26 protein-coding genes, 1 pseudogene and 1 other annotated feature are annotated in these 25,431 nt (G+C 63.9%); of the genes and pseudogenes, 11 read left to right on the top strand and 16 right to left on the bottom strand.

Features of this window, described 5'->3' with window-relative positions; translation table 11 throughout:
* Positions 1 to 28 precede the first annotated feature (28 nt).
* The 4 genes from ACX80G_RS06615 to ACX80G_RS06600 form a co-directional block, all read right to left on the bottom strand.
* Positions 29 to 598 carry a DUF6286 domain-containing protein gene (locus tag ACX80G_RS06615; RefSeq protein ID WP_459306606.1) on the bottom strand — a complete coding sequence of 190 codons (570 nt, stop codon included), beginning with the start codon at positions 596 to 598 and terminating at the stop codon, positions 29 to 31.
* Positions 595 to 1,020 (bottom strand): Asp23/Gls24 family envelope stress response protein, encoded by a 426-nt coding sequence (locus tag ACX80G_RS06610; RefSeq protein WP_459306605.1) that lies wholly within the window; start codon positions 1,018 to 1,020, stop codon positions 595 to 597. Before ACX80G_RS06610 ends, ACX80G_RS06615 begins: the two co-directional genes overlap by 4 nt.
* Positions 1,017 to 1,199, bottom strand: coding sequence for a hypothetical protein (locus ACX80G_RS06605; RefSeq protein WP_459306604.1), 183 nt, complete (start codon positions 1,197 to 1,199; stop codon positions 1,017 to 1,019). The genes ACX80G_RS06610 and ACX80G_RS06605 overlap by 4 nt, the downstream gene beginning before the upstream one ends.
* A 160-nt stretch (positions 1,200 to 1,359) precedes the next feature.
* A complete protein-coding gene (locus ACX80G_RS06600) occupies positions 1,360 to 1,884 on the bottom strand; it encodes an Asp23/Gls24 family envelope stress response protein (RefSeq protein WP_459306602.1) in 525 nt (174 codons plus the stop codon).
* Positions 1,885 to 2,160: 276 nt separating this feature from the next.
* Between ACX80G_RS06600 and ACX80G_RS06595 the strand changes: the two genes are divergently transcribed.
* The 3 genes from ACX80G_RS06595 to ACX80G_RS06585 all read left to right on the top strand — a co-directional run bounded on the left by ACX80G_RS06595 (position 2,161) and on the right by ACX80G_RS06585 (position 3,969).
* The gene (locus tag ACX80G_RS06595; protein WP_459306600.1) at positions 2,161 to 2,997 is read left to right on the top strand and encodes an RNA polymerase sigma factor; all 837 of its coding nucleotides are present in this window, start codon (positions 2,161 to 2,163) and stop codon (positions 2,995 to 2,997) included.
* Positions 2,998 to 3,209: 212 nt separating this feature from the next.
* Positions 3,210 to 3,572 carry an Asp23/Gls24 family envelope stress response protein gene (locus ACX80G_RS06590; protein ID WP_459306598.1) on the top strand — a complete coding sequence of 121 codons (363 nt, stop codon included), beginning with the start codon at positions 3,210 to 3,212 and terminating at the stop codon, positions 3,570 to 3,572.
* Positions 3,565 to 3,969: a hypothetical protein gene (locus ACX80G_RS06585; RefSeq protein WP_459306596.1), complete on the top strand. Its 405-nt coding sequence runs from the start codon at positions 3,565 to 3,567 to the stop codon at positions 3,967 to 3,969. The genes ACX80G_RS06590 and ACX80G_RS06585 overlap by 8 nt, the downstream gene beginning before the upstream one ends.
* 86 nt (positions 3,970 to 4,055) lie before the next feature.
* Here the strand turns inward: ACX80G_RS06585 and ACX80G_RS06580 are convergent, their stop codons facing one another.
* The 4 genes from ACX80G_RS06580 to ACX80G_RS06565 form a co-directional block, all read right to left on the bottom strand.
* Positions 4,056 to 5,687, bottom strand: a complete 1,632-nt coding sequence (locus ACX80G_RS06580; protein WP_459306665.1) for a ribonuclease J — start codon at positions 5,685 to 5,687, stop codon at positions 4,056 to 4,058.
* 710 nt (positions 5,688 to 6,397) lie between these two features.
* Positions 6,398 to 8,242 (bottom strand): S-layer homology domain-containing protein, encoded by a 1,845-nt coding sequence (locus tag ACX80G_RS06575; RefSeq protein ID WP_459306594.1) that lies wholly within the window; start codon positions 8,240 to 8,242, stop codon positions 6,398 to 6,400.
* A gap of 206 nt (positions 8,243 to 8,448) precedes the next feature.
* Positions 8,449 to 8,796 (bottom strand): hypothetical protein, encoded by a 348-nt coding sequence (locus ACX80G_RS06570; protein WP_459306592.1) that lies wholly within the window; start codon positions 8,794 to 8,796, stop codon positions 8,449 to 8,451.
* A 227-nt stretch (positions 8,797 to 9,023) separates the two neighbouring features.
* Positions 9,024 to 10,253 carry an alpha-hydroxy acid oxidase gene (locus tag ACX80G_RS06565; RefSeq protein ID WP_459306591.1) on the bottom strand — a complete coding sequence of 410 codons (1,230 nt, stop codon included), beginning with the start codon at positions 10,251 to 10,253 and terminating at the stop codon, positions 9,024 to 9,026.
* A 146-nt stretch (positions 10,254 to 10,399) separates the two neighbouring features.
* Here ACX80G_RS06565 and ACX80G_RS06560 point away from each other — a divergent pair, with 146 nt between their 5' ends.
* Complete coding sequence (locus ACX80G_RS06560; RefSeq protein ID WP_459306589.1) at positions 10,400 to 11,098, top strand: FadR/GntR family transcriptional regulator; 699 nt, start codon at positions 10,400 to 10,402, stop codon at positions 11,096 to 11,098.
* A 47-nt stretch (positions 11,099 to 11,145) separates the two neighbouring features.
* On the top strand, positions 11,146 to 11,460 hold the full coding sequence (locus tag ACX80G_RS06555) for a DinB family protein (RefSeq protein WP_459306587.1): 315 nt from the start codon (positions 11,146 to 11,148) through the stop codon (positions 11,458 to 11,460).
* Here ACX80G_RS06555 and ACX80G_RS06550 read toward each other — a convergent pair.
* Positions 11,457 to 12,676 (bottom strand): IS3 family transposase gene (locus ACX80G_RS06550; RefSeq protein WP_459306585.1). Its coding sequence is split into 2 segments (ribosomal slippage): positions 11,457 to 12,397 and positions 12,397 to 12,676, totalling 1,221 coding nucleotides; the frame shifts between segments, so codons are not numbered across the junction. The two genes, ACX80G_RS06555 and ACX80G_RS06550, sit on opposite strands and share 4 nt — an antisense overlap.
* Positions 12,285 to 12,398: a sequence feature (AL1L pseudoknot), on the bottom strand. (Overlaps the previous gene by 114 nt.)
* 8 nt (positions 12,677 to 12,684) lie before the next feature.
* Between ACX80G_RS06550 and ACX80G_RS06545 the strand changes: the two genes are divergently transcribed.
* Positions 12,685 to 12,969, top strand: a complete 285-nt coding sequence (locus ACX80G_RS06545) for a mycothiol transferase (protein WP_459306664.1) — start codon at positions 12,685 to 12,687, stop codon at positions 12,967 to 12,969.
* Between the two features lie 30 nt (positions 12,970 to 12,999).
* Here the strand turns inward: ACX80G_RS06545 and ACX80G_RS06540 are convergent, their stop codons facing one another.
* The 4 genes from ACX80G_RS06540 to ACX80G_RS06525 form a co-directional block, all read right to left on the bottom strand.
* A complete protein-coding gene (locus tag ACX80G_RS06540; protein WP_459306583.1) occupies positions 13,000 to 13,644 on the bottom strand; it encodes an alpha-ketoglutarate-dependent dioxygenase AlkB family protein in 645 nt (214 codons plus the stop codon).
* A 105-nt stretch (positions 13,645 to 13,749) separates the two neighbouring features.
* Positions 13,750 to 14,373, bottom strand: coding sequence for a hypothetical protein (locus ACX80G_RS06535; RefSeq protein ID WP_459306582.1), 624 nt, complete (start codon positions 14,371 to 14,373; stop codon positions 13,750 to 13,752).
* Between the two features lie 128 nt (positions 14,374 to 14,501).
* Positions 14,502 to 15,167 carry a phosphoribosyltransferase gene (locus ACX80G_RS06530; RefSeq protein WP_459306581.1) on the bottom strand — a complete coding sequence of 222 codons (666 nt, stop codon included), beginning with the start codon at positions 15,165 to 15,167 and terminating at the stop codon, positions 14,502 to 14,504.
* 513 nt (positions 15,168 to 15,680) lie between these two features.
* Positions 15,681 to 16,466, bottom strand: coding sequence for a phosphatase PAP2 family protein (locus ACX80G_RS06525; protein ID WP_459306580.1), 786 nt, complete (start codon positions 16,464 to 16,466; stop codon positions 15,681 to 15,683).
* A gap of 40 nt (positions 16,467 to 16,506) precedes the next feature.
* Between ACX80G_RS06525 and ACX80G_RS06520 the strand changes: the two genes are divergently transcribed.
* From ACX80G_RS06520 to ACX80G_RS06510, 3 genes are all read left to right on the top strand, one after another.
* Complete coding sequence (locus ACX80G_RS06520; RefSeq protein ID WP_459306579.1) at positions 16,507 to 17,172, top strand: pyridoxine/pyridoxamine 5'-phosphate oxidase; 666 nt, start codon at positions 16,507 to 16,509, stop codon at positions 17,170 to 17,172.
* 133 nt (positions 17,173 to 17,305) lie between these two features.
* On the top strand, positions 17,306 to 18,436 hold the full coding sequence (locus tag ACX80G_RS06515) for a glycosyltransferase family 4 protein (RefSeq protein ID WP_459306577.1): 1,131 nt from the start codon (positions 17,306 to 17,308) through the stop codon (positions 18,434 to 18,436).
* A 66-nt stretch (positions 18,437 to 18,502) separates the two neighbouring features.
* Positions 18,503 to 19,342, top strand: a complete 840-nt coding sequence (locus ACX80G_RS06510) for an SGNH/GDSL hydrolase family protein (RefSeq protein ID WP_459306575.1) — start codon at positions 18,503 to 18,505, stop codon at positions 19,340 to 19,342.
* Here the strand turns inward: ACX80G_RS06510 and ACX80G_RS06505 are convergent.
* Positions 19,339 to 20,724: pseudogene (locus ACX80G_RS06505) on the bottom strand (short-chain fatty acid transporter). The gene ACX80G_RS06510 and the pseudogene ACX80G_RS06505 sit on opposite strands and share 4 nt — an antisense overlap.
* A gap of 152 nt (positions 20,725 to 20,876) precedes the next feature.
* Here ACX80G_RS06505 and ACX80G_RS06500 point away from each other — a divergent pair.
* A complete protein-coding gene (locus tag ACX80G_RS06500; RefSeq protein ID WP_459306663.1) occupies positions 20,877 to 21,833 on the top strand; it encodes a ribose-phosphate diphosphokinase in 957 nt (318 codons plus the stop codon).
* Between the two features lie 42 nt (positions 21,834 to 21,875).
* On the opposite strand, the gene ACX80G_RS06495 is transcribed toward ACX80G_RS06500, so the two are convergent.
* Positions 21,876 to 22,616 (bottom strand): maleylpyruvate isomerase family mycothiol-dependent enzyme, encoded by a 741-nt coding sequence (locus tag ACX80G_RS06495; RefSeq protein WP_459306573.1) that lies wholly within the window; start codon positions 22,614 to 22,616, stop codon positions 21,876 to 21,878.
* Positions 22,617 to 22,852: 236 nt separating this feature from the next.
* Here ACX80G_RS06495 and ACX80G_RS06490 point away from each other — a divergent pair, with 236 nt between their 5' ends.
* Complete coding sequence (locus ACX80G_RS06490; protein ID WP_459306571.1) at positions 22,853 to 23,401, top strand: acyl-CoA thioesterase; 549 nt, start codon at positions 22,853 to 22,855, stop codon at positions 23,399 to 23,401.
* Between the two features lie 51 nt (positions 23,402 to 23,452).
* On the opposite strand, the gene ACX80G_RS06485 is transcribed toward ACX80G_RS06490, so the two are convergent.
* Positions 23,453 to 25,429: an acyl-CoA dehydrogenase family protein gene (locus tag ACX80G_RS06485; RefSeq protein ID WP_459306569.1), complete on the bottom strand. Its 1,977-nt coding sequence runs from the start codon at positions 25,427 to 25,429 to the stop codon at positions 23,453 to 23,455.
* Between the last annotated feature and the right edge of the window lie 2 nt (positions 25,430 to 25,431).

The raw sequence follows: 25,431 nt of genomic DNA, 5'->3' as shown, positions 1-25,431 counted from the left end.
GACGGTAAGGCAGCTGACGGTGTGCATGCTAGTCCTCGCTGGTGCGGACGCGGACAACGACCTTGGGGATGGGGTCGAGACCGATGCGTTCCAGTTTGCGAGTCAACGAATCCCGCAACCTGTCCGAGAGGTCTCCCGAATCATGGAGCGGTGTCCTGACGATCACGTCGATTTTTTTGGCTGTGGCCCGGACGGAGGTGCTGTCCACGCCATCCGCCTGGTCGAGATGGGCGCTGGTGATCTTCGTAAGCCCGCGGCGGGATATGACTGTCTCCGACGATCGTGGGTCAGAGCCTGCCGGCCCTGACAGGCGCGCAGTGGTGTGCTTACCCGGAAGGAGTGCGGCGCCCAGTAGGACGATTCCAAGGATCAGGAACACTATTGCGGCCATCCACACTGCTGGGCTGTTCCAGGTCAGCGTTGAGAGGCCCTCCCGCAGGGGAGAAAGAAAAGCGGGCCACGAGCCAGTGACCAGTCGGCTGATCCCGATCCACACGGCTGCTGCAGCCAAACCCAAGAGCACGGCGGCCGTAATCGTGGCTGGCAGTGATCGGCTCGACCGTCGGCGTAGGGATTGGGAAGCTGGTTTCGGGCTCATTGGGGTTCCCTTCGGCTGTTTGAGTTGGACTGGCTCACCAGGACATCGATGTCGATATCTACCTGGCGCACGTCAACACCGCAGCGGCTGCTGACCTTTTCACGGATGTCCTGCCGAAGCCGATCAGTTGTCGCACGCAGCGGAGCCGGGTAGCGCACGCCAGCACTCACCTGGACGGAAGCGATAAGACCGTTCAGCTGGACTTTGACCCGCGGGCGGGCATCTTCGTCGCTGTGTCCGCCAATACCGAGGAACCCGCCAGTCGATCCGCTGACGCCGGGTACTTCCGACGCAATCTGACCTGTGATCTTTTCGATGGCCTTCTCTGCGATGGTGAGCGTGCCGCGTTCCTCGGGGTTGGGGGTACTGTTCCGGATGCGCTTGCGCGATTGCGGTCCGCCCTGGCTTTCAGCGGAGTTCATCGGCGCGAGCTCGAGCGGCCGGTCAGAGCACCGATGTCGAGCTTGCCGTCAATGATTCGCGCCACAAGCAGGCCGACGGCGCCGAACACGGCGACGATGAGGAATTCGGAAAAACCGCCGAACGCCGCGGCCCAGCCGAGGACGAGGCCGACAAGCAGCCCCATAGCTGTTGTACTCATGATTGATACCTTCCATCTTGCAAAAGTAGTGCTGCAGGGTGACTACACGAATGATAAGGGCCGGCCGAGACCACGAGGCGCTGGGGGCAGCCTCGGAGGGTGGCCCAGTCTAGAGGTCCCCACCGACGTCGGACGACAGTGAAGACCTCTAGAACCGTTGTTACTGGAGTTCGCCGCGACCTGAGTCGCTGCTCTCTTTCTGGTCATCCTCGGGGAGGTGCACGTCGGTCACGTTAATGTTGACCTCGATGACCTCTAGCCCGGTGGCATCTTCAACAGATGCGATGACGTTGCGGCGAATCATCTGGCTTACCTCGACGATGGAGGCGGTGTGTTCGACGACGATCGACAGATCGATGGCGGCCTGGCGCTCGCCCTTCTCAACGCTCACCCCGCCGGCGACGTTGGTCTGCGAGCCGGGAATACGCTCCGAGAGACTGCTGAATGCGCGGCGACCGGCGCTGCCCATGGCGAAGACCCCGGGGACCTCGCGGGTCGCGATGCCGGCGAGCTTCTGCACGACTGTCTCGTTGATGGTGGTGTTGCCTTGATCCGTCTGGAGCGGGCCCACGTTCTTGGCCTGTTTGCTGTCCTTGGACTGCTGCTCTGCCTGACGCTTCTGCTCCTCGCCGGTGGCTGGAACGACATCCGAGCGTCGTGCTGTGGGGTTCTGATCGTTTGACATATAAATCCAATCTACTCATCAAGAGATTTTGCGGTACATGGGGTAAGACGCTGCGATCACCCAAAACGTCACGCGTTCTGCCCAACTTATTTCTGGAGGCATGGGCTAGCTTTAGGACTGTGGGGTGACTGTGGCGGCTCCTTGAGAAAGTGTCATAGGCTTGTCCAGGTCTCAGCCAGTGCAATGTCACAAGCCGTGTCGAGCTTGAAATCGCAACTCAGCACTTTGAGCGGCAGTATTAGTTCGTCACGACAGCGTCATTAGAGGAGGGGCCGCATGGATCAGGCTGGCTACCGCGACGAGCCGAAACGCGGCTCGGGTTCTGGCGAGGACCGCGACGTTGGATCCGGATCCGGTGATGCGTCTGATCAGGGACCCTCCCTGGAGAGTCTTGTGGCGCAGGAGCCGGCGTCTCTTGTCGGCAGTTCTCCTGCCACCAAGGATTCGGTGGAGGCCGCGGCTGGCGGCGATGCGACCGAGGGCAGCAACGCGTCCCCGCACCAGTCCTGGAGCGACTCTGTGGGGGTGTCGCTGGACGAGCTCGATGAGTTGACGATTGTATCGCGGGCTCAGGATGGGGATCCTCAGGCATTTGAATGGTTGATCTCCGCCTATCAGGGTGGCATTTACAGACTGGGTTTTCGGATGCTGAACGATAGGACCGAAGCCGAAGACATTGTGCAGGAGACCTTTATTTCAGCCTGGCGGACCCTACCCAAACTGTCCGCCCCTCAAGCTTTCGTCCCGTGGCTCTACCGAAACGCAACCAATAAATGTCTGGACGCGTTGAGGAAGCGGAAGAGACGGCCAGCGGATCCAATGGATACCGCAGAACTCGAGTCCGCTAGTGGCCTTGGGGCGCGCGACGCGGTGAGCGTCAGTCGGTCCATGGATCCGGCGCAGGAGTATGAGAACCACGCTCAGATGCGGGCTTTGGCAGATCTGCTGCCTACTGTGCCTCCTGGTCCGAGAGCGTGTTGGTTGCTCCGTGAGGTCCACGAGTTTTCCTACAGCGAAATTGCGGCGATCATGCAACTCCCGGAGAGCACCATTCGTGGACGTATTGCCCGGGCTAAACGATCGTTGGCAGAAGGGATGGAGTCATGGCGTTGAATGATGACCGCCCGCGCCTAGGCTGTGGCCGGGAGCTCGATGACCTGTGGTCGGTGATTGATGAGCCTCCCACCGCTCATGAGCGGGCTTGTGGTGAGTGCCAGAGCGCTCGCGCAGCCCTTCACCACCTTGCGGCGGTGACCGAGTCAATGCGAGATCGTGACCGGCAAGATCCCGATCTTCAGCCGGGGGCCCGCGTCAGGGAGGCAATCATGATGGTTGCCCGAGCAGAGATCCGCCGGGGCCGTCGGGCCCCCCTCGATACCACTGCTCTGGGAACAATCGACATCAGCGAGCAGGCGCTGAACGGTTTGATCCGCTTTGCCGCCTCAACCTTGCCAGGGGTCCACGCCCGCAGATGTACGATCATCACTCCTGGGACCAAGCCCTCCTCCACCGATCCCGTTGACGTCGCAGACATCCGAATAACGCTGCAGGTAGCGCTGTCTTCGACGGTGAAAATTCCGGCGACGATGAAGTTGCTCCGCGAACGGATCGGCTCGGTTGTGCAAGGACAAACCACAATTTCGATGAAACAGATCAATGTGATCGTGGAGGACCTTTACGATGTCTGATCAGGCGATGGAAGGGCGACTACTCGATCTCGAAGTGATCGCGGATATGCTGACCGAATCGCTCGGGAGTCAACCGGGTTTATTGCGGCTGGAGCCTACGGTCCGCAGCGTCATGAAACGGCTGAAGATCGCGTCGGTCAACACGTTTCACCAGACGCTCCGTTCCACCAGTCCGGATCCGATCGTGGCAACCCGCGATGGCATGGTCCTCTCCCTCACTGATGGAGTGGTCAATCTGCATCTCGACATCGCGACGGAGGTTGGACACCCAGCGCTGAGCCTTGCCCGGGAACTACAAGCCATCGCCGCTGAAACCATTCAGCGTGGCGGCCTCGCCGTCGGGCATATCAACGTCACCATCCTGGCCATCGAAGGAACGCCGTTGGTCGGGAACTAGGTCACCTGCAGCCCATAGCCGAAAGGCCGTCACCTCCGCGCGGCCGGGACCGCTCCCCGAGCGTTTGGGAACCTGGCGCCGTGTGGCTAGGCGTCGACGACGATCGCCGTCACCACTGGTGTCCGGTTGTAGAACCGGCGCATCCAGGAAGCGGTGGCCCGCTCGATGACGTCCTCGGGATCATTGGTGCCACCGTTGCGCCCGCCGCCCGGGTTGACCAGGGACTTCTCGATCGCGTCGGAGGCCTTGTCGAGATCATCCTGGCTGCATTCGAAGCCCTTGGTGAAGAATTCGAGGGGCTCAGCCACCTCGCCGGTCTTGGCGTCGATGATGGCGAGAACCGTCACGGCGCCCTCCTCCGCGAGCCTGCGCCGCTCCTCCAGCGTGTCCTCGGTGGTGTGGCCCACGCTGTCGCCGTCGACAAAAACCAGTCCGGCGGGAATCTTCCCCGAGATGGTGGCCTTGCCATTGACCAGGTCCACTGTGACACCATCTTCGGCGATGAGGACTGACTTTGGGTCGACGCCGGTAGCGACGGCGATAGCCTCGTTGGCTTTGAGGTGACGCCACTCGCCGTGCACGGGCATGACGTTGCGGGGCTTGACGATGTTATAGCAGTAGGCCAGCTCGCCTGCACTGGCATGACCGGAAACGTGAACCTTCGCGTTGCCCTTGTGGACCACGTTGGCGCCGAGCTGGGTGAGGGCGTTGATTACACCGTAAATGGCGTTTTCGTTTCCGGGAATCAGTGAACTGGCCAGCAGGACGGTGTCGCCCTCGCCGATGCGGATGGCGTGGTCGCCACCGGCCATCCTCGACAGTGCTGCCAGCGGTTCACCCTGTGAACCGGTGCAGATGAGGACCACCTTGTGGTCATCGGACTGCTGCAGTTTCTTGAAGTCGACCAGGATGCCGCGGGGGATGGTCAGGTAACCCAGTTCGCGGGCGATGGTCATGTTGCGGACCATTGAACGGCCTACGAAAGCCACCTTGCGGTGGTGCCGGTGCGCGGTATCGATGACCTGCTGGATTCGGTGGATGTGGCTGGCGAAGCTGGAGACGATGATGCGGCGGGGTGCGGTGCGGAACACCGTATCGATTGCCGGTAGCAGGTCTTTTTCCGACGTGGTGAAGCCGGGCACGTCTGCGTTGGTGGAGTCGGTCAGGAACAGGTCAACGCCTTCAGTGCCAAGGCGCGCAAAGCCGACGAGGTCGGTGATCCGACGGTCAAGTGGGAACTGGTCCATCTTGAAGTCACCGGTGTGGAGGACCATTCCGGCGCTGGTGCGGATGGCTACGGCGAGGCTGTCGGGGATGGAATGGTTGACGGCGAGGAACTCCAGGTCGAACGGACCCATCGGCTTCCTGGCGCCTTCCTCGACCTGAATGGTCTTCGGGTTGATGCGGTGTTCCTTAAGCTTCGCCTTGATGAACGCGAGCGTCAGACGCGAACCGATCAGGGGGATGTCAGCCCGTTCTTTCAGGAGGTAGGGGATACCGCCGATGTGGTCTTCATGGCCGTGGGTCAGGACAACGCCGACGATGTCGTGCAAGCGGTCCCGGATCGCTGAGAAGTCCGGGAGGATGAGGTTGACGCCGGGATGGACTTCCTCGGGGAAGAGGACGCCGCAATCGACAATCAGCAGTTTGCCGTTGAACTCAAACACGGTCATGTTGCGACCGATTTCGCCGATCCCGCCAAGGGCGACAATGCGCATGCTGCCCTTCGCCAATGCTGGCGGAGCGTTCAGGGTGGCCTTGTTATTCACAGTAGTTACTCGTTTTCACTTGATATGTGCGAGCTGCGGGTGGCCGCAGCGTGGCCGTGACCGGCCGAAATCTTGTGTCTCTGTTTGGCGCCGGCGGTCAAGCCTGACACCGGGTAGCGGGAGACATCCGCTACTGCGCGCAGTAGGTGTCCCTCGGGGATGAGTGCAGCGAGCGCCGCGGCGTCATCGGGCAGGCGCTGACATGGCCTGCGGTCATGGTGAGGGAGAAGTCCACTCATTCACCTTACTGGAAGGTCGGCGACCCTGCAGTATTCAGGATAGGAGATGACTTCGGAGGGCCTCGACCGCCAGGGCCTGGCCGTCCCGCGGCGCGCCGCCTGAGACGGTCATCGTGGCTACGGTTACTGCACCAGACCGTAAAGCGGGAACGATCCGCCTTGTGCAGCGAAGATGCTGGTCGCGAACAGGGGTCATTTTTTTGTCGGCACCCCACTGGGCTGGGCGCGGAGGCTAACCAGGCAGGACGGTTCCGGGTACCGGGCCGCAGGATTTCGACGGCGCTGGGTAACCTCCGGTCGGTGCCGAGTGTGAGCAGCCGGCGTTTACCTGCTTCACGGAGTCCATTGGACACAACTTACTCTCCGAGGGTCGCCAGAGACCTGGCGCCCTCGGAGAGTAAGACCTGATGCGGTACCGGGTTAGAGCTGGCAGCCGCCAAGGCTCCGCTGGACGCCGTCGACCCGGTACACGAATGCGGCCATCGCTTCGCGGGTGATGTTGTCTAGGGGGCGGAAGGTGTTGTCGTTCCAACCGGTGGAAACGCCGGACTGCTTCATCCAGGCGATTTCCCTATAGAACTCGGTGCCCCGCGGCACGTCCCTGAATGGTGCGGTGGACGGAGCAGCGAACCCTGCGGCGCCGCCCAGGTTGCAGGCGTCAGCGGTGTAGCGGAACATGAACGCCGCCATGGCGTCGCGGCTGATGGGCTGCAGTGGGCGGTAGGTGCCATCGCCCCAACCGGTGGAAAGTCCCATCGCTGACATCCACGCGATTTCCTTGTAATACATGTTGTTGGTTGAGACGTCCCTGAACGGGCTCCGTGCCGGCGCGTTGAAGGCAGGGCTCCCTGCGTGCCGGTAGATGAATGCTGCCATGGCGTCACGGTTCATGGTGGCGGCGGGACGGTAGGTGCCGTCCTTCCAGCCGGTGGTGAGGCCGTTCGAGTAGAGCCATTCGATTTCGCCGCGAAAGCCTGATGCGGCGATGTCGCTGAACGGCCCGCGCGTGTCGATGGTCCCCGCATCGATGGTGACAGTCGCTGCGCTGGTGGACAGCGAGTTGATGGTGACCTTGGTGCCAGCAGCTGTGGTGAAGGTCTTGCCAGCCTTCCAGGCGTGGTTCGGTGCGTAGTAGCCAGCGAACGGCCTGGTGGAAGGCATCAGGATCAGTGAGGCGTTCGCGGCGGAGCCGCCGAGCTGCACAATCTTGACTCCGAAGTTGCCGTTCACTGCCAGATCGCGGTCGTAGCCCACCGGTGCCCGAAGCTCAAGGTAGTAGACCTCACCGCTCTTGGGATCGGTGAACCTGACCGCCCGATTGGAGGCCGTGCCAGCCCAGGGTTTCAGGGTGTAGCTTTTGCGGCCCGAGGCGACACCGACGTTGCGGATCTCGTCCCCGCGACCGAACTTGCCGTAGTCCCAGAAACTGGAGCTGATCACGGGTGTCTGGAACCATTGGGCGGACCCCATGAGGTCCATCGTGTCGGCGTACTCGCGGATGTAGCAGGTGCTGTCAGTGAATCGGCCGTTGGTGACGCCGGTATCCGAGGCGCCGCTTCCGCACTGCAGGGCGTCGGCGTGCATCAGGCCGAGCACGTGGCCAAATTCGTGGGTGACCACGTTGGTAGTGAAGTTACTGATCTGTGGCATCAGGATCCGGCCGCTGGTGCCATTGCTGCTCCAGCCGTAGCCGAGGATGCCACCGGGCAGTGCTGACGGGATGAACACGACAAGGGCTGTGTAGGGGCTGTACGTCCAGCGGAGTTCGCTGGTGACCTGGTTCATGATGTCGTTGTAGGACCAGTTGGAGCGCGCTTTGGACTGGTGTCCGGCTACCTGGGAGGTCACCGACAAGGAGAGCCGGTTGTTCGACATCGACTTCCAGTAGTTATTTGAGACGTTGACGGCGTTCACAGCGTTGGCCATCGAGATTTCGTTGGCGTTGTCGGCGAGCTTCACTGTGACCAGCTTTACCTTGATGGCACCCGTGCGTTGCGCGGGCTCCACGGTTGCCGGAACATCCTGTGGCTCGGCGCTCGCGCCGCCCTCACTCTGCAGTTCCAGCGGCTGCCCGTTGGTTTCGAAGTCGTAGCCAGATTCGTAGGTGTGAATCGAGCGCGGCGTCCCTTCGACGGGTTCGACGATTGCCTTGTCTTCGGGTGCGACCGGCGCCGCCGAGGCAGGCGCAGCGGTCAACGTGGGTAGGGTTGATGCCAAGAGGATCAGGCCGGTCAGGGCCGCGGCGGATCGCCTGAAGACGCGCATGTGTTTTCCTAACTCAACCGGGGCGAGAGACTGACCGCTTTGCCGCAGATCCCGGGAGGTCCTACACAAAACAGGTTCGGCACGAACAAGTGCCGAACCTCAGAAGGTCACCTCAAAAGTATAGATTTGCGACTACTACGGGAACCGCCCCAAATTGACAAAGGCTTTCCGAAATACCCGAAGGATTGACGCAGGTTTCGCCTAACTCAGGACGCTTTGTCCGAGAACCACCAGTTGGACACGCCGGAGGGCGGTAGCGCCGCGGAGCGCTTGGCGCTCAGCTTTGTGACGACGGTGGTGGGCGCGGAACACGTTGTCGGGTGTGAGCGTGTGAGGAGCATCCGGGCGACGGCCAGGAGCCAGGCGGGAATGGAGACCAGGATTGCAACGGTGAGCGCATACATCGCCAGGAGCGCGTGGACAGGTGAGCCGAACAGGCTCGCGATGAAGAAGCTGCTTCCCAGCCAGGCCCAGAGCCAGAACAGAAGAACCGCGTAGACCAGCGCACGAGCACGCCGGTACTGCAACGGATAATTCATCCGCTGGTGCTCCATTCGCTTGATCCCTTGTGGTCAATGAAACCCCCGGAGGCGGGTTTCAAATTTGATCCTAGCCCCAAAATCAAACACTTGAACGTTTTATCGTCGATAATATAGTGTGGCCGGAAATAAAGCCGAAAGAATTTGAGCAACTCGTGCCCACTGTGAGCAAGGTGGTCCCGTCTACGCGCTGGATTTCCCCGGGTTCGGGGGAGCCTCCCACTTGATCCCAGTCAGAGACCCTAGAGCAGCCGGACGTGGTCGGGGCTGAGGTCCTCCACTTTATTGACGCCGAGCAGCTGCATGGTCCGCGCGGCTTCCTTGCTGAGGATCTCGATCGTCCGGTCAACACCCGCCTGTCCTCCGGCCATCAGCCCGTACAGGTAGGCGCGACCGATCAGGGTGAAATCAGCGCCGAGCGCCAGAGCCGCCACAATGTCACCGCCGCTCATGATCCCGGTGTCCAGCATGATGCTGGTCTTGCCCTTTAGAGCCGCAGCGACGTCGGGCACGAGATGGAGCGGGATCGGGGCCCGATCCAGTTGGCGGCCGCCGTGGTTTGACAGCACCAGCCCGTCCGCGCCGTGGTCGACTGCCCTTTTGGCGTCGTCGACGGTCTGGATCCCCTTGACCACCAGGTTGCCCTTCCAGACGTCGCGGAGCCAGTCGAGGTCCTCATAGGTGAGGGTGGGATCGAACATCGAGTTGATCAGGTCTGCCACAGTGCCCGGGTAACGGGACAGCGAGGCGAAGGCTAGCGGCTCATGCGTGAGGAAGTTGAACCACCACGCCGGTCGGTAGGACGCATCCAGCACCGTCTTCGCGGTGAGGGCGGGCGGGATGGTGAGCCCGTTCCGCACATCACGGAGCCGTGACCCAGCAACCGCGGTATCGACGGTGACCATCAGGGTGTCGTTGCCCGCCTTGGCTGCGCGATCGATCAACTCCATTGACCGGTCCCGGTCGGTCCAGAGATACAACTGGAACCAGTTGCGGCCGTTGGGCGACGACGCCGCAACATCCTCGATGGAGGCGGTGCCCATGGTGGACAGCGTGTAGGGGATGCCCGCGGCCTCCGCCGAGCGCGAGCCGGCATACTCGCCCTCAGACTGCATCATCCTGGTGAACCCGGTGGGGGCAATCCCGAAGGGCTGGGCTGACCGTTGACCCAGGACCGGCACCGATGTGTCCACCGTCTCGACGTTGCGGAGAATCCCCGGCCGGAACTCAAGGTCAAGGAAGGCGCCGCGAGCCCGGCGCAGGGTGATTTCGGCCTCGGCCGCTCCATCCGTGTAGTCGAACGGGGCGGTCGGGGTCCGTCGCTTAGCAATATCCCGCAAGTCCCAGATAGTGCTGGCCCGCTTCAGCCGGGCAGCGGAGCCCAGCTCCGGCCTTTTGAACTGCATTAGCGGCGCCAGGTCCTTAACCTTCGGGATGCGTCGTTTAAGTGCTGGGGGAATCTGGGAAGGCATGACGTCCTCGCTTCACTCTGGGTGTGGTCGGACCACACGTCTTCTGGTGGACTCTACCGGCCTGTGGTTCGGTCGCGCAAGCCTCTTTTTCATGTACTTCACTGTGGCCCCTCGCCTGTGGTCGGACCACTGGCTAGCATGGGTCTATGCGTAACCACGAGCTGGTGTTGTCCTGGATCGAAGCTGAGCTGGCGGCCGGCCGGCTTGCCGTCGGCCAGCGCCTCCCGGGCGAGCGGGCGGTGGCCGAACAACTGAACGTCTCCCGCGCCTCGGCGCGGGAGGGCATCCGCGTCCTTGAAGCGATGGGGGTGGTGCGTGCCGGGGTGGGGTCCGGGCCGGGCGCCGGGACAGTGGTCACTGCGAACCCAGCCGTCGCCCTTGGCTCCGCCCTCCGCTTCCATGTGGCAAGCTCGCATCTCCCGGTGGAAGACATTGTCCAGACCAGGCTGCTGCTCGAAACCTGGGCTGCGGGCCAGGCCAGGGCGAGTGCGCCGTCGATTGCCACCGCCGAGGGGCTCCTCGATGAGATGGACGCACCCGGCGTGGCGACCGAAGAATTCCTGCGCCTCGATGCGCTGTTCCACGTGGCGGTCGCCGAAGCTGCCGGCAACGTGCTCATCGGCGCCATGATGTCCTCACTTCGCGGGTCGATCGAGTCCTACACGCTCCGGCTCACCAGCCGCCTGCCGGACTGGACGGCCACCGCTGATCGCCTGCGCTCCGAACACCGGGCCATCCTTCAGGCGATTCTGGCGCGGGACGACGACGACCCCTCGCCGGGGTTGGCTGCGTCGACGCTGATTGCCTCGCATATTGAGGGCTTCTACCGTGAGGCCGGTCTGTAAATGGGTGGGCGTCACCCGTGCGATCTATCGAAGGAGGGGCTGGACTGATGAGCTCAATGGACATCCTGAAGGAAGCTTTCGGGCGGCTTCCGGACGCTGTACGCCGCGCAGCGATGGGGCTAGACGCGGATCAGCTGGCGTTTCGGCCCGCACTCACCGGCGGCGGCGCAGGGAACTCGGTGGCCTGGCTGATCTGGCATCTGGCGCGGGTTCAGGATAATCACCTAGCCGACGCCGCCAAGGCGCCGGAACTGTGGACCAGCGGCGGCTGGTCGGGGCTGTTCAACCTGAACCTCGACGATTCGGATACCGGGTATGGGCACACCTCTGTCAAGCACCGGGTTTGGTGGAGGGCTTGTTAGACCCGTTCCATCATTTTGATGGTCGGGAGTTTTGAGTAGTAGATGGTTTCGGCTTCCACCGGTGGTCGGTAGCCGATCTCGCTGTGCAGGCGTCGGTGGTTGTACCAATCGATGTATTCCGCGACGGCGATTTCCAGGTCATTGATGCTTCTCCAGGGCCCCTTGTTCCGAATCAATTCGGCTTTGAACAGCGAGTTCAGTGCCTCGGCCATCGCGTTATCGTAACTATCGCCCTTGGCACCGACGGAGGCGACTGCTTCGGACTCAGCGAGCCTTTCTGTGTAGCGGATCGCACGATATTGAACTCCTCTGTCGCTGTGATGGATGAGCTGGGAGACGTCTTTCCCGGCGTACCGGCGGGTCCACAACCCCATCTCCAACGCATCCAACGCCAAGGTTGTATGCAGCGTTGTGGACAGCTGCCAGCCGACGACCCGGCGGGAGAACACATCCAGGACAAACGCCGCATAAACCCATCCGGAAAACGTGCGGATGTAGGTGATGTCCGCGACCCACAAACAATTCGGTGCCAGCGCCGTGAACTGACGACGGACCAGATCCGCTGGCCGGTCCGTGCAGGGCCCTGGCACTGTCGTCCGCGGGGCCTTGCCCCGGTGCACCCCGTGTAAACCAGCGTGGCGCATGAGGCGTTCCACCGTGCACCTGGCTACCCGGTGTCCTTCACGGTTCAGGGCCGCATACACTTTCCTCACCCCGTAAACACCGTAGTTCTCTCGGTGCACTCGGATGATCTGCTCCGTTGTCACAGCGTCCGTGATGGAGCGTTTGGACTCCGGACGGGCTTTGGCTGCGTAGTACGTTGATGGGGCGATCGGCAGCTGTTTGCAGATCGCCCCGACCCCGTATTCGCCCTTGTGCTGATCGATGTAAGCGATCATCGTCGCGAGGGGCGGTCGAGCTCCGCCGCGAAGAAAGCCGACGCCGATTTCAGGATCCCGTTGGCCCGGCGCAACTCAGCGACTTCACGCTCGAGCTCCGCCAGCCGGGCAGCGTCATCAGTCGTCGTCCCAGGCCGCACACCTTGGTCGATCTCGACGGTACGCAACCAGCCACGGATTGTGTCCGCCGGGATACCTAGTTGAGCGCCAATACGACTACACGCACCCCGCCGGGCACTAGGGTCCTTCTGCGCGTCCATCACCAACCGGACCGCGCGCTCACGAAGCTCATCCGGATACTTCCTCGGTGCTGCCATAAAGGCTCATCCTTTCAAGGAATCAACACCCTCCATTAAACCCGGGGCGGTTCACCTCGGCTCAGGTGGATGAGGTGCGGCCCGGTTCGTCGCAGCTGCTGGTGGACTATTACGACGCCGTTCACTCCCGCACTATGGAATACATCACCGGTCTCGGCGAGACGGACCTGGACCGGATCGTCGACACCTCGTGGGATCCGCCCGTCACCCTCAGGGTCCGGCTGGTCAGCGTGGTCGAAGACTGCCTGCAGCACGCAGGACAGGCGGCCTACGTGCGCGGGATGCTGAGCTAGGTGGTCGATACATCCAAGTCCCGAACGGGATCAGGTCAGGCCGGTTTCCCGGAGCGTGATGTTCAGCCGGCCTTTAAGGCCAAGTGCCGGGTCGGCCGTCCCCGGGTGGGTTTTCAGCACCCCGTGATACGCGAACCGGGATGCGCCGCCGAACACGAACAGGTCGCCGGACTCGAGGGTGATATCGGTCCAGGGCTTGTTCCTGGTCTCGGTATTGCCGAACCGGAAAACGCATGAATCGCCGATACTCAGGGAAACCACCGGTGCGGGTGAACGCTCGTCTTTGTCCTGGTGCATGCCCATCGCCGCCGCGTCGTCGTAGAAGTTGATGAGGGCGGCGTCGGGTGCGTAGCGGTCCGGGTCGCCGTAGGCTGCTGCCACCGCATCGCGGCCCACCTCAGCCAGCCAGTCGGGGAAGCCAGCGACCTGGCCGCCACCGGCGTCGTCGGCGGTCCTGGTGTAACGGTATGGCTGCCAGTGCCAGCCCAGGCACACGGTCTTCACCGACATTCGCGAGCCGTTCGGCATGCTTGCGGCCCGCATTGGCACGGGTCCGGCGGCCCAGCCGCGGCATGCCTCAACCAGGTCCCGCTGCCGGTCCAGGGTGAGCCAGCCGGGGAGGTGGACGGCGCCCGGCGCCGGGTCGGTACGCTCCCGCGGCAGTAACGAATCCATGCCCTCATTGTCGCCGATTCGAGTGGAGAAAGGCGGGTGCGGTGGTCCAGAAAGTGAAGTCACCTTGGTTGAGCGGCGAGCCGGACGGATTTATTTCCGGCCCCGTCATGAGCCGGAAACAGCTGCGGTGCTCGAACTCTCCCGGAATTTCACCATTGGCCCGTATTGCTGGGCGATCTCGATTGCCGTTTGATTCTCGGTTAGCGGAACGTCCGCCGCCTGGCGGAACACTGTAACCAGCACCGCGTTCACCGAGGTATCGAGGCCTACACTCACGATATCTTCGGGTCCGGTCATCATGTAGCGCTGCACGATCTCCATTTTAGCGATGTCCAGTTCGGCCCACGAATAGTCGACAGGGACGGATTCGGTCAGGGTCCCCGCAGGATCCGTTTTTTGCAACAGCGTTTCAAGGCCAGCTACGGCCGGGTCCTCCGGCAACGCGACGCCAATGGTCAGAACTGACCGGTCCTCCGAATAGTAGGCTCCGGAGAAAACGGTCGGGTAGTCCAATAGGTAGGTCTGAACCTGATGGTTGATTTCGGAAAGCTCAGCACTCTCCGACCCTCGAAACTGAGGCTCCAAATAGACAATGACCGGCGACGCGGCGGTGGCTGGGCTGCCGCCGGCCGGTGACGGCGCCGCGCTTCCGTTGCTCGCCGACGGCGGTGCCGAGACCATGCCGCCGCACCCGCTGGCCCCCAGCACAAGCCCCACCAACCCGGCCATGATGCGAAGCGTGCGGTGAATGCTCTACCAGCTCCTACCCGTCGGGGAGGGAGCAATCCAGGTATCCCTCGTAGCGAGAACTATCCGGGGGCCAACAGGGGCTGTCAATAGTCGAAACTCCCCCACGGTCACGACCCGAGCAGCCGCAGCACCTCCCCGTCGGGTACCGGTTCAAAGTGTCGGTAGGCTTGCCCCACGGAGCCGAGCGTGACGGCGTCCCAGAGCCAGAACGTCCGATCGGCCACCGACCGAACGCCGGCCAGGGACTGTCCCAGGAAGACCGGTGCCGCGACAATCAACTCGGCCGGACGGAGCCGGCGGACCGCATCGATAGCGGCCCGGAGGGTTGCCCCGGTGGCCACGCCGTCGTCGGCCAGCACCACAGTCCGCCCGACGATTTCCACCGGCGGACGCCCCGCCCGGTACAACACATCGCGGCGCCCGAGCTCGATTCGTTCGCGGGCGGCTGCCTCCCGGAAGACGGCTTCGCCGTCGCCCGCCAGCCCCGCAATCACCGGCCCGTTGCGTACCGTGCTGAGACTGCCGCCGATGGTCGCCACGGCGCCCATCGCCAACTCACCAAATCCGGGCATCCCCACTTTGCGGACCAGAACGACGTCGAGCGGACATCCCAATGACAGCGAGATTTCGGCGGCCACCGGCACGCCCCCACGGGGCAGGCCGAGGACCAACAGGCCGGGGGAGCCGGCAAGGCGGAGGAGGTCACGGGCGAGTTGGCGGCCGGCGTCCTGCCGGTCGTCGAATCTGCGGGGTACAACTGATTTGCTGCGCATGATGTGGGTCTGCTCATCCGAGGCGAAGAATCGTAAACCGAATGCAACCCTACATTTCCGGTCACTTCAAAGTCGATCACCGGAGGAACCAGGAGGCCCGCCATGTACGGGCGGCCCGGCCCCGTGTGCACCATCTACACCGACGCCAGCACCAGGGTTGGCGATTCCCTCCACGCCGACGACGCACGGCCCGAGACCATCACCGCAGCGCTGCACCCGGCCAGTGCTGACAAGTCCGACTTTAAACGGATCCGCGCCGCGCTGACCCGCTCCGCGAAGGGGCTAACGGACCGGATAGCGCGATCTCTCAGCTCACAGACGCCGACGTCGTCCTGTTCCCGCCCGGTACGCTCGACCGGATCCGGATCCGGATCCGGATCCGGATCCGGCTCGGATCCGGATCGCAGCGTCGCTGCGCTGGCCGACCGGCCTGACAGTGCAGGCCGGCCCCTAGCCGGACTGCCTTCGACCCGGACTGCCGGATCCGGACTGCCGGATCCGGACTGCCGGATCCTACTGCGGCGTCGCCTGGCGACGGCCGACGATGGTCAGCCACAGCCGATGCGTGGTGATCACCACTGCCAGCCAGCCGAGGCCAAGCGTGGCTGCGACCACCACATCGGTGACCCAGTGGTGGCCCAGATAGACACGGGTCGCAGCCATCAGGAAGGTAAATAACACGGCCCCGGCAATGATGAGGGTTCGGGTGCGCTTGCGGTGCGCGCCCAGGACCAACAGGTAGGCGATGATCCCACTGATCACCATGGCGTTCAGCGTGTGACCGCTAGGGAACGACGGCGAGGATTCGTACGGGGGCACGGCGAACTCGAGCGGCGGCCGAAGCCGGCCGACAGCATTCTTTCCGACGACGGTCATCAAAAGGGAACCGGCTGCTGCCACGCCCACCAGGATCAGCGGGGTGACTGCTCGGCGTCGGAAACACAGGGCGGCGATCGCTGCCGCGGTCAGGATGGGCATCCCAATCGGGCCCCCCAGGAACGTGAAGCCGGTAGCCAGCGCCACCAGCACCGGGTTGCGTAGTTGCACCGCCGCATCCAGCGCGGGCTGGTCCAGGATCGCGATACCGTCCGTTTCCGCGACTGCCTCATACACTTCGGCGGACGCGACGGCGAGTGTCGCGGCAAGCCCCACGCCGAGGACCAGGATCACCAGCAGGGCCCAGTGCGGCCCGATCCAGCCCGCCAGAACACGAACCCGGCGGACCAGGAACCGTCCCACCGGGGTGGTCCAGCGGATGTGATCGCTGCCGCCACCAAAACGGTCCTCATTGGATGTCATTGATCGACTTTAGCGCGGCGCCGGGGCCTAGGCTGAGGACATGACTGAGCTCCCAGCACTGCGTGATCTTCTCCGTGGCACTCCAGTGTTCCCCGATGACCTCCCTGACTTTGATCCCGCTGCAGCGCCCGGCGCACCGACTGACCTGTTCCTCGAGTGGCTGGCCGCGGCGGCTGACGCTGGAGTGACCGCCCCGCACGCAGTCACAGTGGCAACCGTGGACCAGGAGGGGGTCCCCGACGCCCGGGTGGTGATCCTCAAGGACGTCGACGACAGTGGGTTCTCCTTCGCCACCAGCAGTGACAGCCCGAAAGGCCGCCAACTGGCTGCCTCCCCAGCAGCCGCGCTGACCCTGTTCTGGCCGTCCGTGGGCCGTCAGATCCGGATCCGTGGCAAGGTGCGGCCAGCCGGAGCCGAGGAGAACGACGCCGACTTCCGCCGTCGCCACCCGGTGGCCCGTGCGCTGGTCCTGGCTGGAGAGCAGAGCAGCGTGCTGCGGAGCAGGGCAGATCTGGACGACGCGGTCGCTGCCCAGGTAAAACGTCTGGAAGGCGATGGGCCGGCGCCCGGTTCAGCCACCTGGACCGTGTACACGGTGATTCCGGACTTCATCGAGTTCTGGCAGGCTGACCACGAACGCCGCCATCTGCGGCTGCGATACACGCGCGACGGAGCCGGTTGGAGCAAAGCTCTGCTCTGGCCCTAGAGCTCGCGGCGAGTCTGCGGGATGCAGGATGAAGCCGCGGCGCCTGTCGCCGTCGCCAGCTGTTCACCGGGCCTTCGGATGCTGGACACCCTGCTGTCACCGTGACCCAACCGAGAGGTGACACGGTCATGGTGTGAGGATCGTGATTGTTGCCGAAACATTCCTGCCCGCCGTGAACGGGGTAACCCATTCCGTCCAAAAGATGCTCGAACATTTCGCCGCACGGGGCGACGAGGTGCTGGTGATCGCACCCTCCGGTGCTGGCGGGGCCGAACCGATGGGTGGGGAAAAAGTACGCATCCATCGGTTGCCTGCCGTTCCGTTGGCCGGATACAGTAGCGTGCGAGTAGCCCTCGGCGGCGTCACCCGTGTGCGGAACATCCTGGCCGGTTTTGCCCCGGATATTGTTCACCTGGCCTCCCCCTTCGAGCTAGGCTGGCGGGCTGTACGAGCAGCCGATCAGCTTGGCATCCCGGTGGTCGCCGTCTACCAAACCGATGTCCCCGGGTATGCCGCCCGGTATGGGGTGCCGTTCCTCGCCAACTGGGCATGGCAGCGGGTGGAAAACATCCACGCCGGAGCGGCCAGGACTCTCGCTCCCTCCACCTCCGCAGTGGACCAGTTGCGGGGGCACGGCATTCCGCGGGTCCACCTGTGGCGTCGGGGCGTTGATACCCGCCGGTTCCACCCCCGACACCGTGACGACAACCTCCGGACTGCTCTTGCCCCGAGAGGGGAACGACTGATCGGGTATGTGGGCCGGCTTGCCGCCGAAAAGCAGGTGGAAGACCTACAGGTGCTGGCAGACATCGAGCACACCAGGCTCGTGATCATCGGCGACGGGCCCCTGCGCGGCGCACTCGAAGAGGCGCTCCCTGCCGCGGTCTTCACCGGATTCCTCGGAGGTGCAGACCTCGCCACAGCAGTGGCAAGTCTGGACCTCTTCGTACACCCCGGCGAACTTGAGACCTTTTGCCAGACCATCCAGGAGGCAATGGCCTCTGGCGTACCCGTGGTCGCGACCGGCCGGGGCGGGCCCGTTGACCTCGTCGATGTGTCACGCACCGGTTGGCTCTACCCTCCGGGCGACCTGCCCCAGCTGCGCCGACACGTCGTGGACCTGGTGGGTGATGACGCCAAACGGCAGGCCTTCGCCGAGGCAGCCTTCGCTAGTGTCCAGGGCCGCACCTGGCCGGTGCTGTGCGAGTTGCTGGTGCAGCACTATGAACAAGTCATCGAGGAACATGCGCTGCTCCGCCTCTGAAACCGCCGCCGGAACTGAACCCGCCGCCAGGATCGAGGCTCTGGGTGGAGCGGGCGCCCGCCCGGCATGAGTGAGCGCGGGCCGCTGTTCGTTGCGCTGGGCGATTCCTTCACCGAAGGGGTGGGGGATGCAAACAAACACCTGCCCAACGGGGTTCGCGGCTGGGCGGACCGGGTGGCCGAAAAGATGGCGAAGGACCAGCCGGGATGGGAATACGCGAACCTCGCGATCCGCAGCAAACGCCTGCGCCACATTGCCGCTGAACAGCTGGGCCCGGCGCTGGCCCTGCGCCCTACACTGATCACCTTGTACGCCGGCGGCAATGACATTCTCGATGCCGGCACGTCGGTGCCACACCTCCTGGCGGCCTACGAGGATCTGGTGGCACCCCTGGCCACCACCGGTGCGAGGCTGCTGCTGTTCACTGGGTACGACGTCAACGTCTCACCGGCCCTCCGGCTGCTGCGCAAACGCCATCAGCTCTACAACGACGGCGTCCGCCGCATCGCCGACCGGTATGGAGCGGATCTGGTGGACTATTGGAGCTTCGACGCGTACGAGGACCCTCGGATGTGGGGCCCGGACCGGCTGCACATGTCGAAGGCCGGCCACAGATACATGGCGGTCCGGGTGCTTGACCTCCTCGACGTCCGGCACTCGGTTAAGCTCAAAGACTGGGAACCGGCGGCGCCGAGGACCTTCAGGGAGTGGGAGCTCGCGCAGCGCCGGTGGATTCATGACTGGGTGCTGCCGCTGGCGGGCCGGAAAATCCGGCGGATCACCCTGGGGGATAATCTCCCGCCCCGGTGGCCCACCCCGGTGGTGGTGCCGCCGAAGGGCGGACTGCGCCGGTTGGTGAAGGAGCAGGGTTTGCCGTGGGTGCCGGGCGGCCACGGCGAATGCTAGCCTGCCCCGACGACTAGCAAGATCCCGGCAAACACCACACCCGAGACGATCAGGGTGACCATCGTGTACCCGAGAATGTCGCGCATCTTCAGGCCGGCGATGGCCAGCAGTGGCAACGCCCAGAAGGGCTGGATCATGTTGGTCCACTGGTCGCCGTAGGACACGGCCATGATCGCAATTGCCGGGTCCACGCCCAGGCGTTCGGCGGCGTCGAGCATGATCGGTGCCTGCACGGCGAACTGTCCACCACCGGAGGGGACAAAGAAGTTCACCAGCCCTGCCGACAGGAGCGCGAACAGTCCGAATGTTGTGGGGTTGGCGATGTTCACGAAGGCGTCGGAGACCACGTTGATGAGGCCCGTTGTTGTCATCATGCCCATGATTCCCGCATAGAGGGGGAATTGGAGGAGTATCTCGCCGACGTTGGAGGCGGCGTTCTTGGTGAGGGCGATCAACTCGAAGGGGTTGCGGACCAGCAGGAAGAGGAGGGCGAGAAACGTCCAGTTGACGATATCTAACGTGGCGGTGCCACCCTGTGCGCAGTGAATCACCAGGTAGGCGGCGAGGGCCAGCCCCACCACGTGGTGAGGATACGGCTGGCGTCGATACGGTCGGCGGGGGTGACGACGTCGTCGTCGAGGGTCACCTGGTCGGAATGGCGTGCGTCGACCTGCAGTTCGACGATCGTGTCCCCCGCCCGTGGGGACACGAGTGCCAACGCGGCGGCGACCAGGATGATCGTGGCGACCGCGGCGGTGGTGTTCCACCAGGAAAAGGTGGTCTCGGAGATCGGGACGGTCCGGCCGAGCTGCTCGGCGATGGGCGATGAAGGAGCCCTCGGTTGCGGCGGTTAACGGACCGGACCCCGAGTAGCCCATGTGCCACACCACGAACCCGGAGAATCCAGCCGCCACCAGCATGGGGAAGTGCAGGGCATGCCCCGTTCGCGCGCTTGCGCGGCAACTTCTTTGGCGAGCAGGCCACCGACGACGAGGCCGAGGCCCCACGTGATCAGCGAGGCGATCGCGGCGACCACAAACACAAAGACGTAGGCCTGCATAGGGCTCCTCGGGATGCCGCCGAGGCGGGCAAGGAGTTTCCTGACCGGCCCGGTGTGGGCGAGCGCGTGCCCCAGCAGGAGGATCAGGGCCATCTGGGTCATGAAGTCGAGCAGCCCGGCCAGGCCATCGCCCCACCCGTTGAGAACGTCGGCTGGCCCGGCGTCGGTGAAAATCAGGGCGGCCCCGGCGACCACGAGGGCTGAGGACGACGGCGAACACCAGTGCGCTGGGCAGGAAGCGTTCCACGACCGCGTTAATCGGGCGCATCGCTGCTGACACCACCGACGTCTTCTGTTGTGTTGTGGGACGGGACGTTGGCATGGGTCTGTTCTCCTGGGACAGACGTCGTTGTCGGTTCGGAGGACCCCGATTCGCGGGTCCACGTTACTTCACGGGGATCCGCGAAGTGCCAATCTGTACGACAATGGGAGCAGCACGATCCCCACCAACTGCCGTGGAAAGGTAAGCCGTTGATCAAAGAGATCGCCGTTTTCAGTGGACAAGCAAGTGGGGGGTTCGCCAAGGAGATCTGCGGGCATTTGGGTGTCCCGCTGCTCCCCTCCCGGTTGCAGCGCTTCGCCAACGACTGCCTTGAGGTGCAACTTCTTGAGAACTGTCGGGAACGTGACGTCTTCATCGTGCAGCCGCTGGTCAAGCCCGTCCAGGAGAACCTGATGGAGCTGCTCATGATGATCGACGCCGCCCGCGGTGCCTCAGCCGGCCGGATCACCGCGGTGATGCCGCACTATTCCTATGCGCGCTCCGACAAGAAGGATGCGCCGCGGATCTCCATTGGCGGCAAGCTCGTGGCCGACCTCCTCACCACCGCCGGAGCGTCGCGGGTCCTCACGATGACCCTTCACTCACCGCAGGTTCAGGCATTCTTCGGGGTCCCGGTGGATCAGCTGCACGCGCTCCGCGAACTAGCCGCCCACTTCCAGGGCCTTGACTTGAGCAACACCATCGTGGTCTCCCCGGACCTCGGCAACGCGAAGGCCGCGACGGCGTTCTCTCGCCTGCTGGGTACCCCGGTGGCGGCGGGAGCGAAGGAACGCTTCGAGAATGACCGGGTGCAGATCACATCGATCATTGGCGATGTCCGGGATAAGGACATCGTGGTGCTCGACGACGAGATCGCCAACGGCAGCACCGTCCTTGAACTCCTCAATCACCTGGCCAAAATGGGGGCGCGGAAGGCGCGGGTGGTGTGCACCCACGGCATTTTCTCCAATGGGGCTGTTGAGCGGATTACCGAGCGCGACGACGTCATCGAGGTGCTGTGCACCGATACCGTCCCGATCGGTGCCGAAAAGGCCCATCCGAAGCTGAAGGTCATCTCGGTGGCCAGCGCCTTTGCCGAAGCGATCCGCCGCATCCACACCGGCGAGTCAGTGAGCGCGCTGTTCCAGGCGGAGGGCGTCCGGGTCTGACGGCGTTTGCTTTTCGGTGGAACCCCACGCGGTTTGTGATCGCTAGGTCGCGGAGGCCAGACGGCGCCGCAATTCATCGGCAACAGCGCTCGGCTGCGTTCCCGCCGGCAGCGGACCCCGACCCCACAGCCAGAGCAGTAGTTCTGACGGTCGGCCGCTGACCTGGGCATCCGCGCGGTCGCTGACCTGGCGCTCCAGGATGACGACATCCCTGCTGATGGCGAGGGTCCAGGCGAGTCCAGCACTGCGCAGGGTGACAGTGGCGCCGGTGGCGTCGTCGTCGGGTTTGCTCCGGACAAGCATTACGGTGAGGATCTCGTCGATGCCGTCCGTGGCGAGGTCGGGGTCGATCGGCACCGGGTCGCCAAGCGCCGATTCGAGGTCGTAGCGGTGCATCGACGTTTCGTGGGCTAGCCTGCGGATCCAGAAGCCCACACTCTGATCATCCTTGACCCACGTGAACGTTGGATCCTCCGGTGCATGGGCGTCAAACTGCTCGATCAGTCGCCCGTAGCATTGCCGCAGCGCGTGCACCGGCTCCATGTGGGCGAGCTCGGCCGGTGGCCAGATGCCGGTGGGCTTAGCTCCGGTGCGAATGGATTCGGCTTTGTGGAGATAGACCATCGCCAAATGCCGCAGCAGATCCTCGACGGTCCAGCCGGGACAGGCGGGCACCACAGCAGCAAGGGAGGACGGGGCCAGTTCGACCATGCGGGTGTAGTCGCGGGTCAGGCGTTCACGGTACTGGTCGAAGGTCAGGGCGTACGGGTATGGAGCTGTCATCACCCGAGTCTAGGCATATCTCGTGGGGAAGACCGCGAGGTCGGCTGTGGTGACCGGCTCGGGGTCCAGTCCGGTCACCACCGCTGCCCCTACGGTTATCAATTCGGACACCGGGGGTGAAAGTCGACATTCGGGTGCGACATTTCCGTCCCAGGGGTCCAGAGTGACCACCATCTGGGCTCAAAGACCCTGGATCCGCTTGCCCACCGGATGTTACTCGCCGGTAATATGGAGGCATGCATCTTCTGTTCCGGACCCTGCTAACCCTTTTCCTTTCCCGGCGACGCCCGGCGCTGAGCATCTGGGGTGAGTCATCGTTGCCGCTACGGGTGCTCCCCACGGATATTGATATTGCCATGCATGTCAATAACGGCATGTATTTTTCGCTCATGGATCTGGGGCGGTTTGACCTAATGATCCGCAGCGGTACCTGGTCCCTGATGCGCCGTCGGGGGTGGGGGCCAGTGGCCAACGGGGAGACGATCAGCTTCCGCAAGTCCCTGACGCTCGGTCAGCAGTACTCCATCGAGACCCGTATCATCGGGTTCGACGAGCGGGCAATCTACTTCGAGCAGCGCATGGTCGGCGACGGAGAGATCTATGCCAAGGCCGTGATCGCCACTCGACTGGTCTCCAAGAAGGGGCCCGTCAGCAACGAGGACATTTTCGTCGCGCTCGGCCAACCCCCTGCTGACCTGATCCTGCCGGAATGGATCCACGAATGGCGGCTGAATAACTCCCTCCCCAGCACCCGGCGGCCCGCCCCTCACGTCTGGGCCCGCTAACCGCGTCAGCGCTGTGACAGGAACGTGCGCTGACCCAGGCGGGAGCAGGCGTCAGCGGTAGTTGCGGTGCAGATTCTCCCGCGTGGAGGGACCGTGCGGAGGGGGTGCGATCCAGGGTCCGGTTCCTTCTGACGGGTCGAGGATTCCTTCTTCCACCCAGGTGTAGCGGCCGTCGAGGAGACGTTTCGACAGACTCCGGTCGGATGAGTCGGTGTTGCTCCACAACGCGGTGAAGAGCTGATCGATCCGCCCCCTCGACTGCAGGCAGAAGGCCTCAGCCAGTTCGTAGGCGGGGGGCCCTGCGTCGGGCTCCGTGGTCCTCAACAGCTCGGCGCGGCTGCACACCGCAGCCATAGCGAAGAGCTCGGCCCCAATGTCCACCATCCGGCCGAGGAACACCTGCTTGTACTCAAGGTTCGCCTGCCACCGCCCCATCCCCAGGAACGTGTTGCGGGCCAGCCGCCGGGAGGACCGCTCGATGAACCGCAGGTGCCGGGCAAGCCTCCCGAATTCGCTGTACGCCGCAGGATTCATGCCCTGGCCAGCCATCAGTTTCGGCAGCCAGCGGGCGTAGAACCCGCTCGCGCCGAGTGCGGCCTTCGCCTTGGCCGCCAGGTCAGCGTCGGACGATGCCAGATCCCCGGCCGCTGAAAGGTGCGCGTCTACCGCCTCCCGGGCGATGAGGAGGTGCATGATCTCGGTGGACCCCTCGAAAATCCGGTTGATCCGGAGGTCGCGTAGCAACTGCTCGGCGGCGACTGCCCGTTCGCCCCGGGCGGCGAGCGAGGCTGCGGTCTCATAGCCGCGGCCGCCCCGGACCTGCACTAGTTCGTCCGCCACCCGGCACGCCATTTCGCTGGACCAGAGCTTCGCCAGGGCCGCTTCAATGCGGACGTCCTTCTGGCCGCTCTCAGCCAGCCCGGCGGACAGCTCAAACACCGCCTCAAGCGCAAACGCGGTGGCCCCAATGAACGCGATTTTCTGTCCGACGGCTTCGTGCTGGCCCACCGGGTGACCCCACTGGACCCGCGCGTTGGACCATTCACGGGAGATTTTCATTGACCATTTGCCGGCAGCGGCGCAGATGGCGGGGATGGACAACCTGCCGGTGTTCAGGGTGGTCAGGGCAATCTTCAGGCCCTGTCCCTCGCGGCCCAGCCGGTTGGCCGCCGGCACTCTGACGTTGTCGAAACGGGTGACGCCATTCTCGATACCGCGCAGCCCCATGAACGTATTCCGGTTTTCGACGGTGATGCCCGGTGAGTCGGCTTCCACCACGAACGCCGAAATGCCGCCCTTGCCGCCCGCATGAGCGGGCACCCTCGCCATCACCACCACGAGTTCGGCGATCACCCCGTTGGTAGTCCAGAGCTTGCTGCCGTTGATGGTGTAGTCGGCGCCGTCGTCGTCAAGCGTTGCCGTCACCCCCATGCGCGCCGGATCCGAACCGACGTCGGCCTCGGTGAGGAGGAACGCTGTGACCGCACCCGCAGCACACCGGGGGAGGTACCGCTGTTTCTGTTCAGGGGTGCCGAAGACTCTCACCGGTTCGGGGACGCCGATGGACTGGTGCGCCGAGATGAGGGCGCCGATGCTGGGATGAACTGAGCTCAGGAGCATCAGCGCCCGGCCATAGTAGGTCAGGGACAGGCCGAGGCCGCCAAACTCTTCCGGGATCTTCATGCCGAACACGCCGAGGGCGGCGAACCCGCTGAGGTATTCGTCGGGGATCTGCGCGTCGCGTTCAATCCTGCTGCCGTCAAGGGTGGCGGCGTAGGTGGTCAGGTCCCTGATGAACGCGTCGCCCTTCTCCTGCTCCGCCGGGAGGGGGCGCGGGTGCGGATGCACTAGCCCCAGGTCGAAGCTGCCAAGGTACAGGCCTTTGGCGAAGCTGGGGCGCGTCCATTCGGTTTCGCGGGCCGCCTCGGCGACCTCGCGGGCTCGGCGCTGGGTAACCGGCGGCTCGGCTCCCACAGCGGTTGACGCAGCACGGGTTTCCTCGGACTGTGACTGTGGTTCGGCACTCATGG

Source organism: Arthrobacter glycogeni (assembly GCF_054510815.1).
Note: the sequence above shows the minus strand (reverse complement) of the source record. Positions and strands in the feature narration are given on the sequence as shown.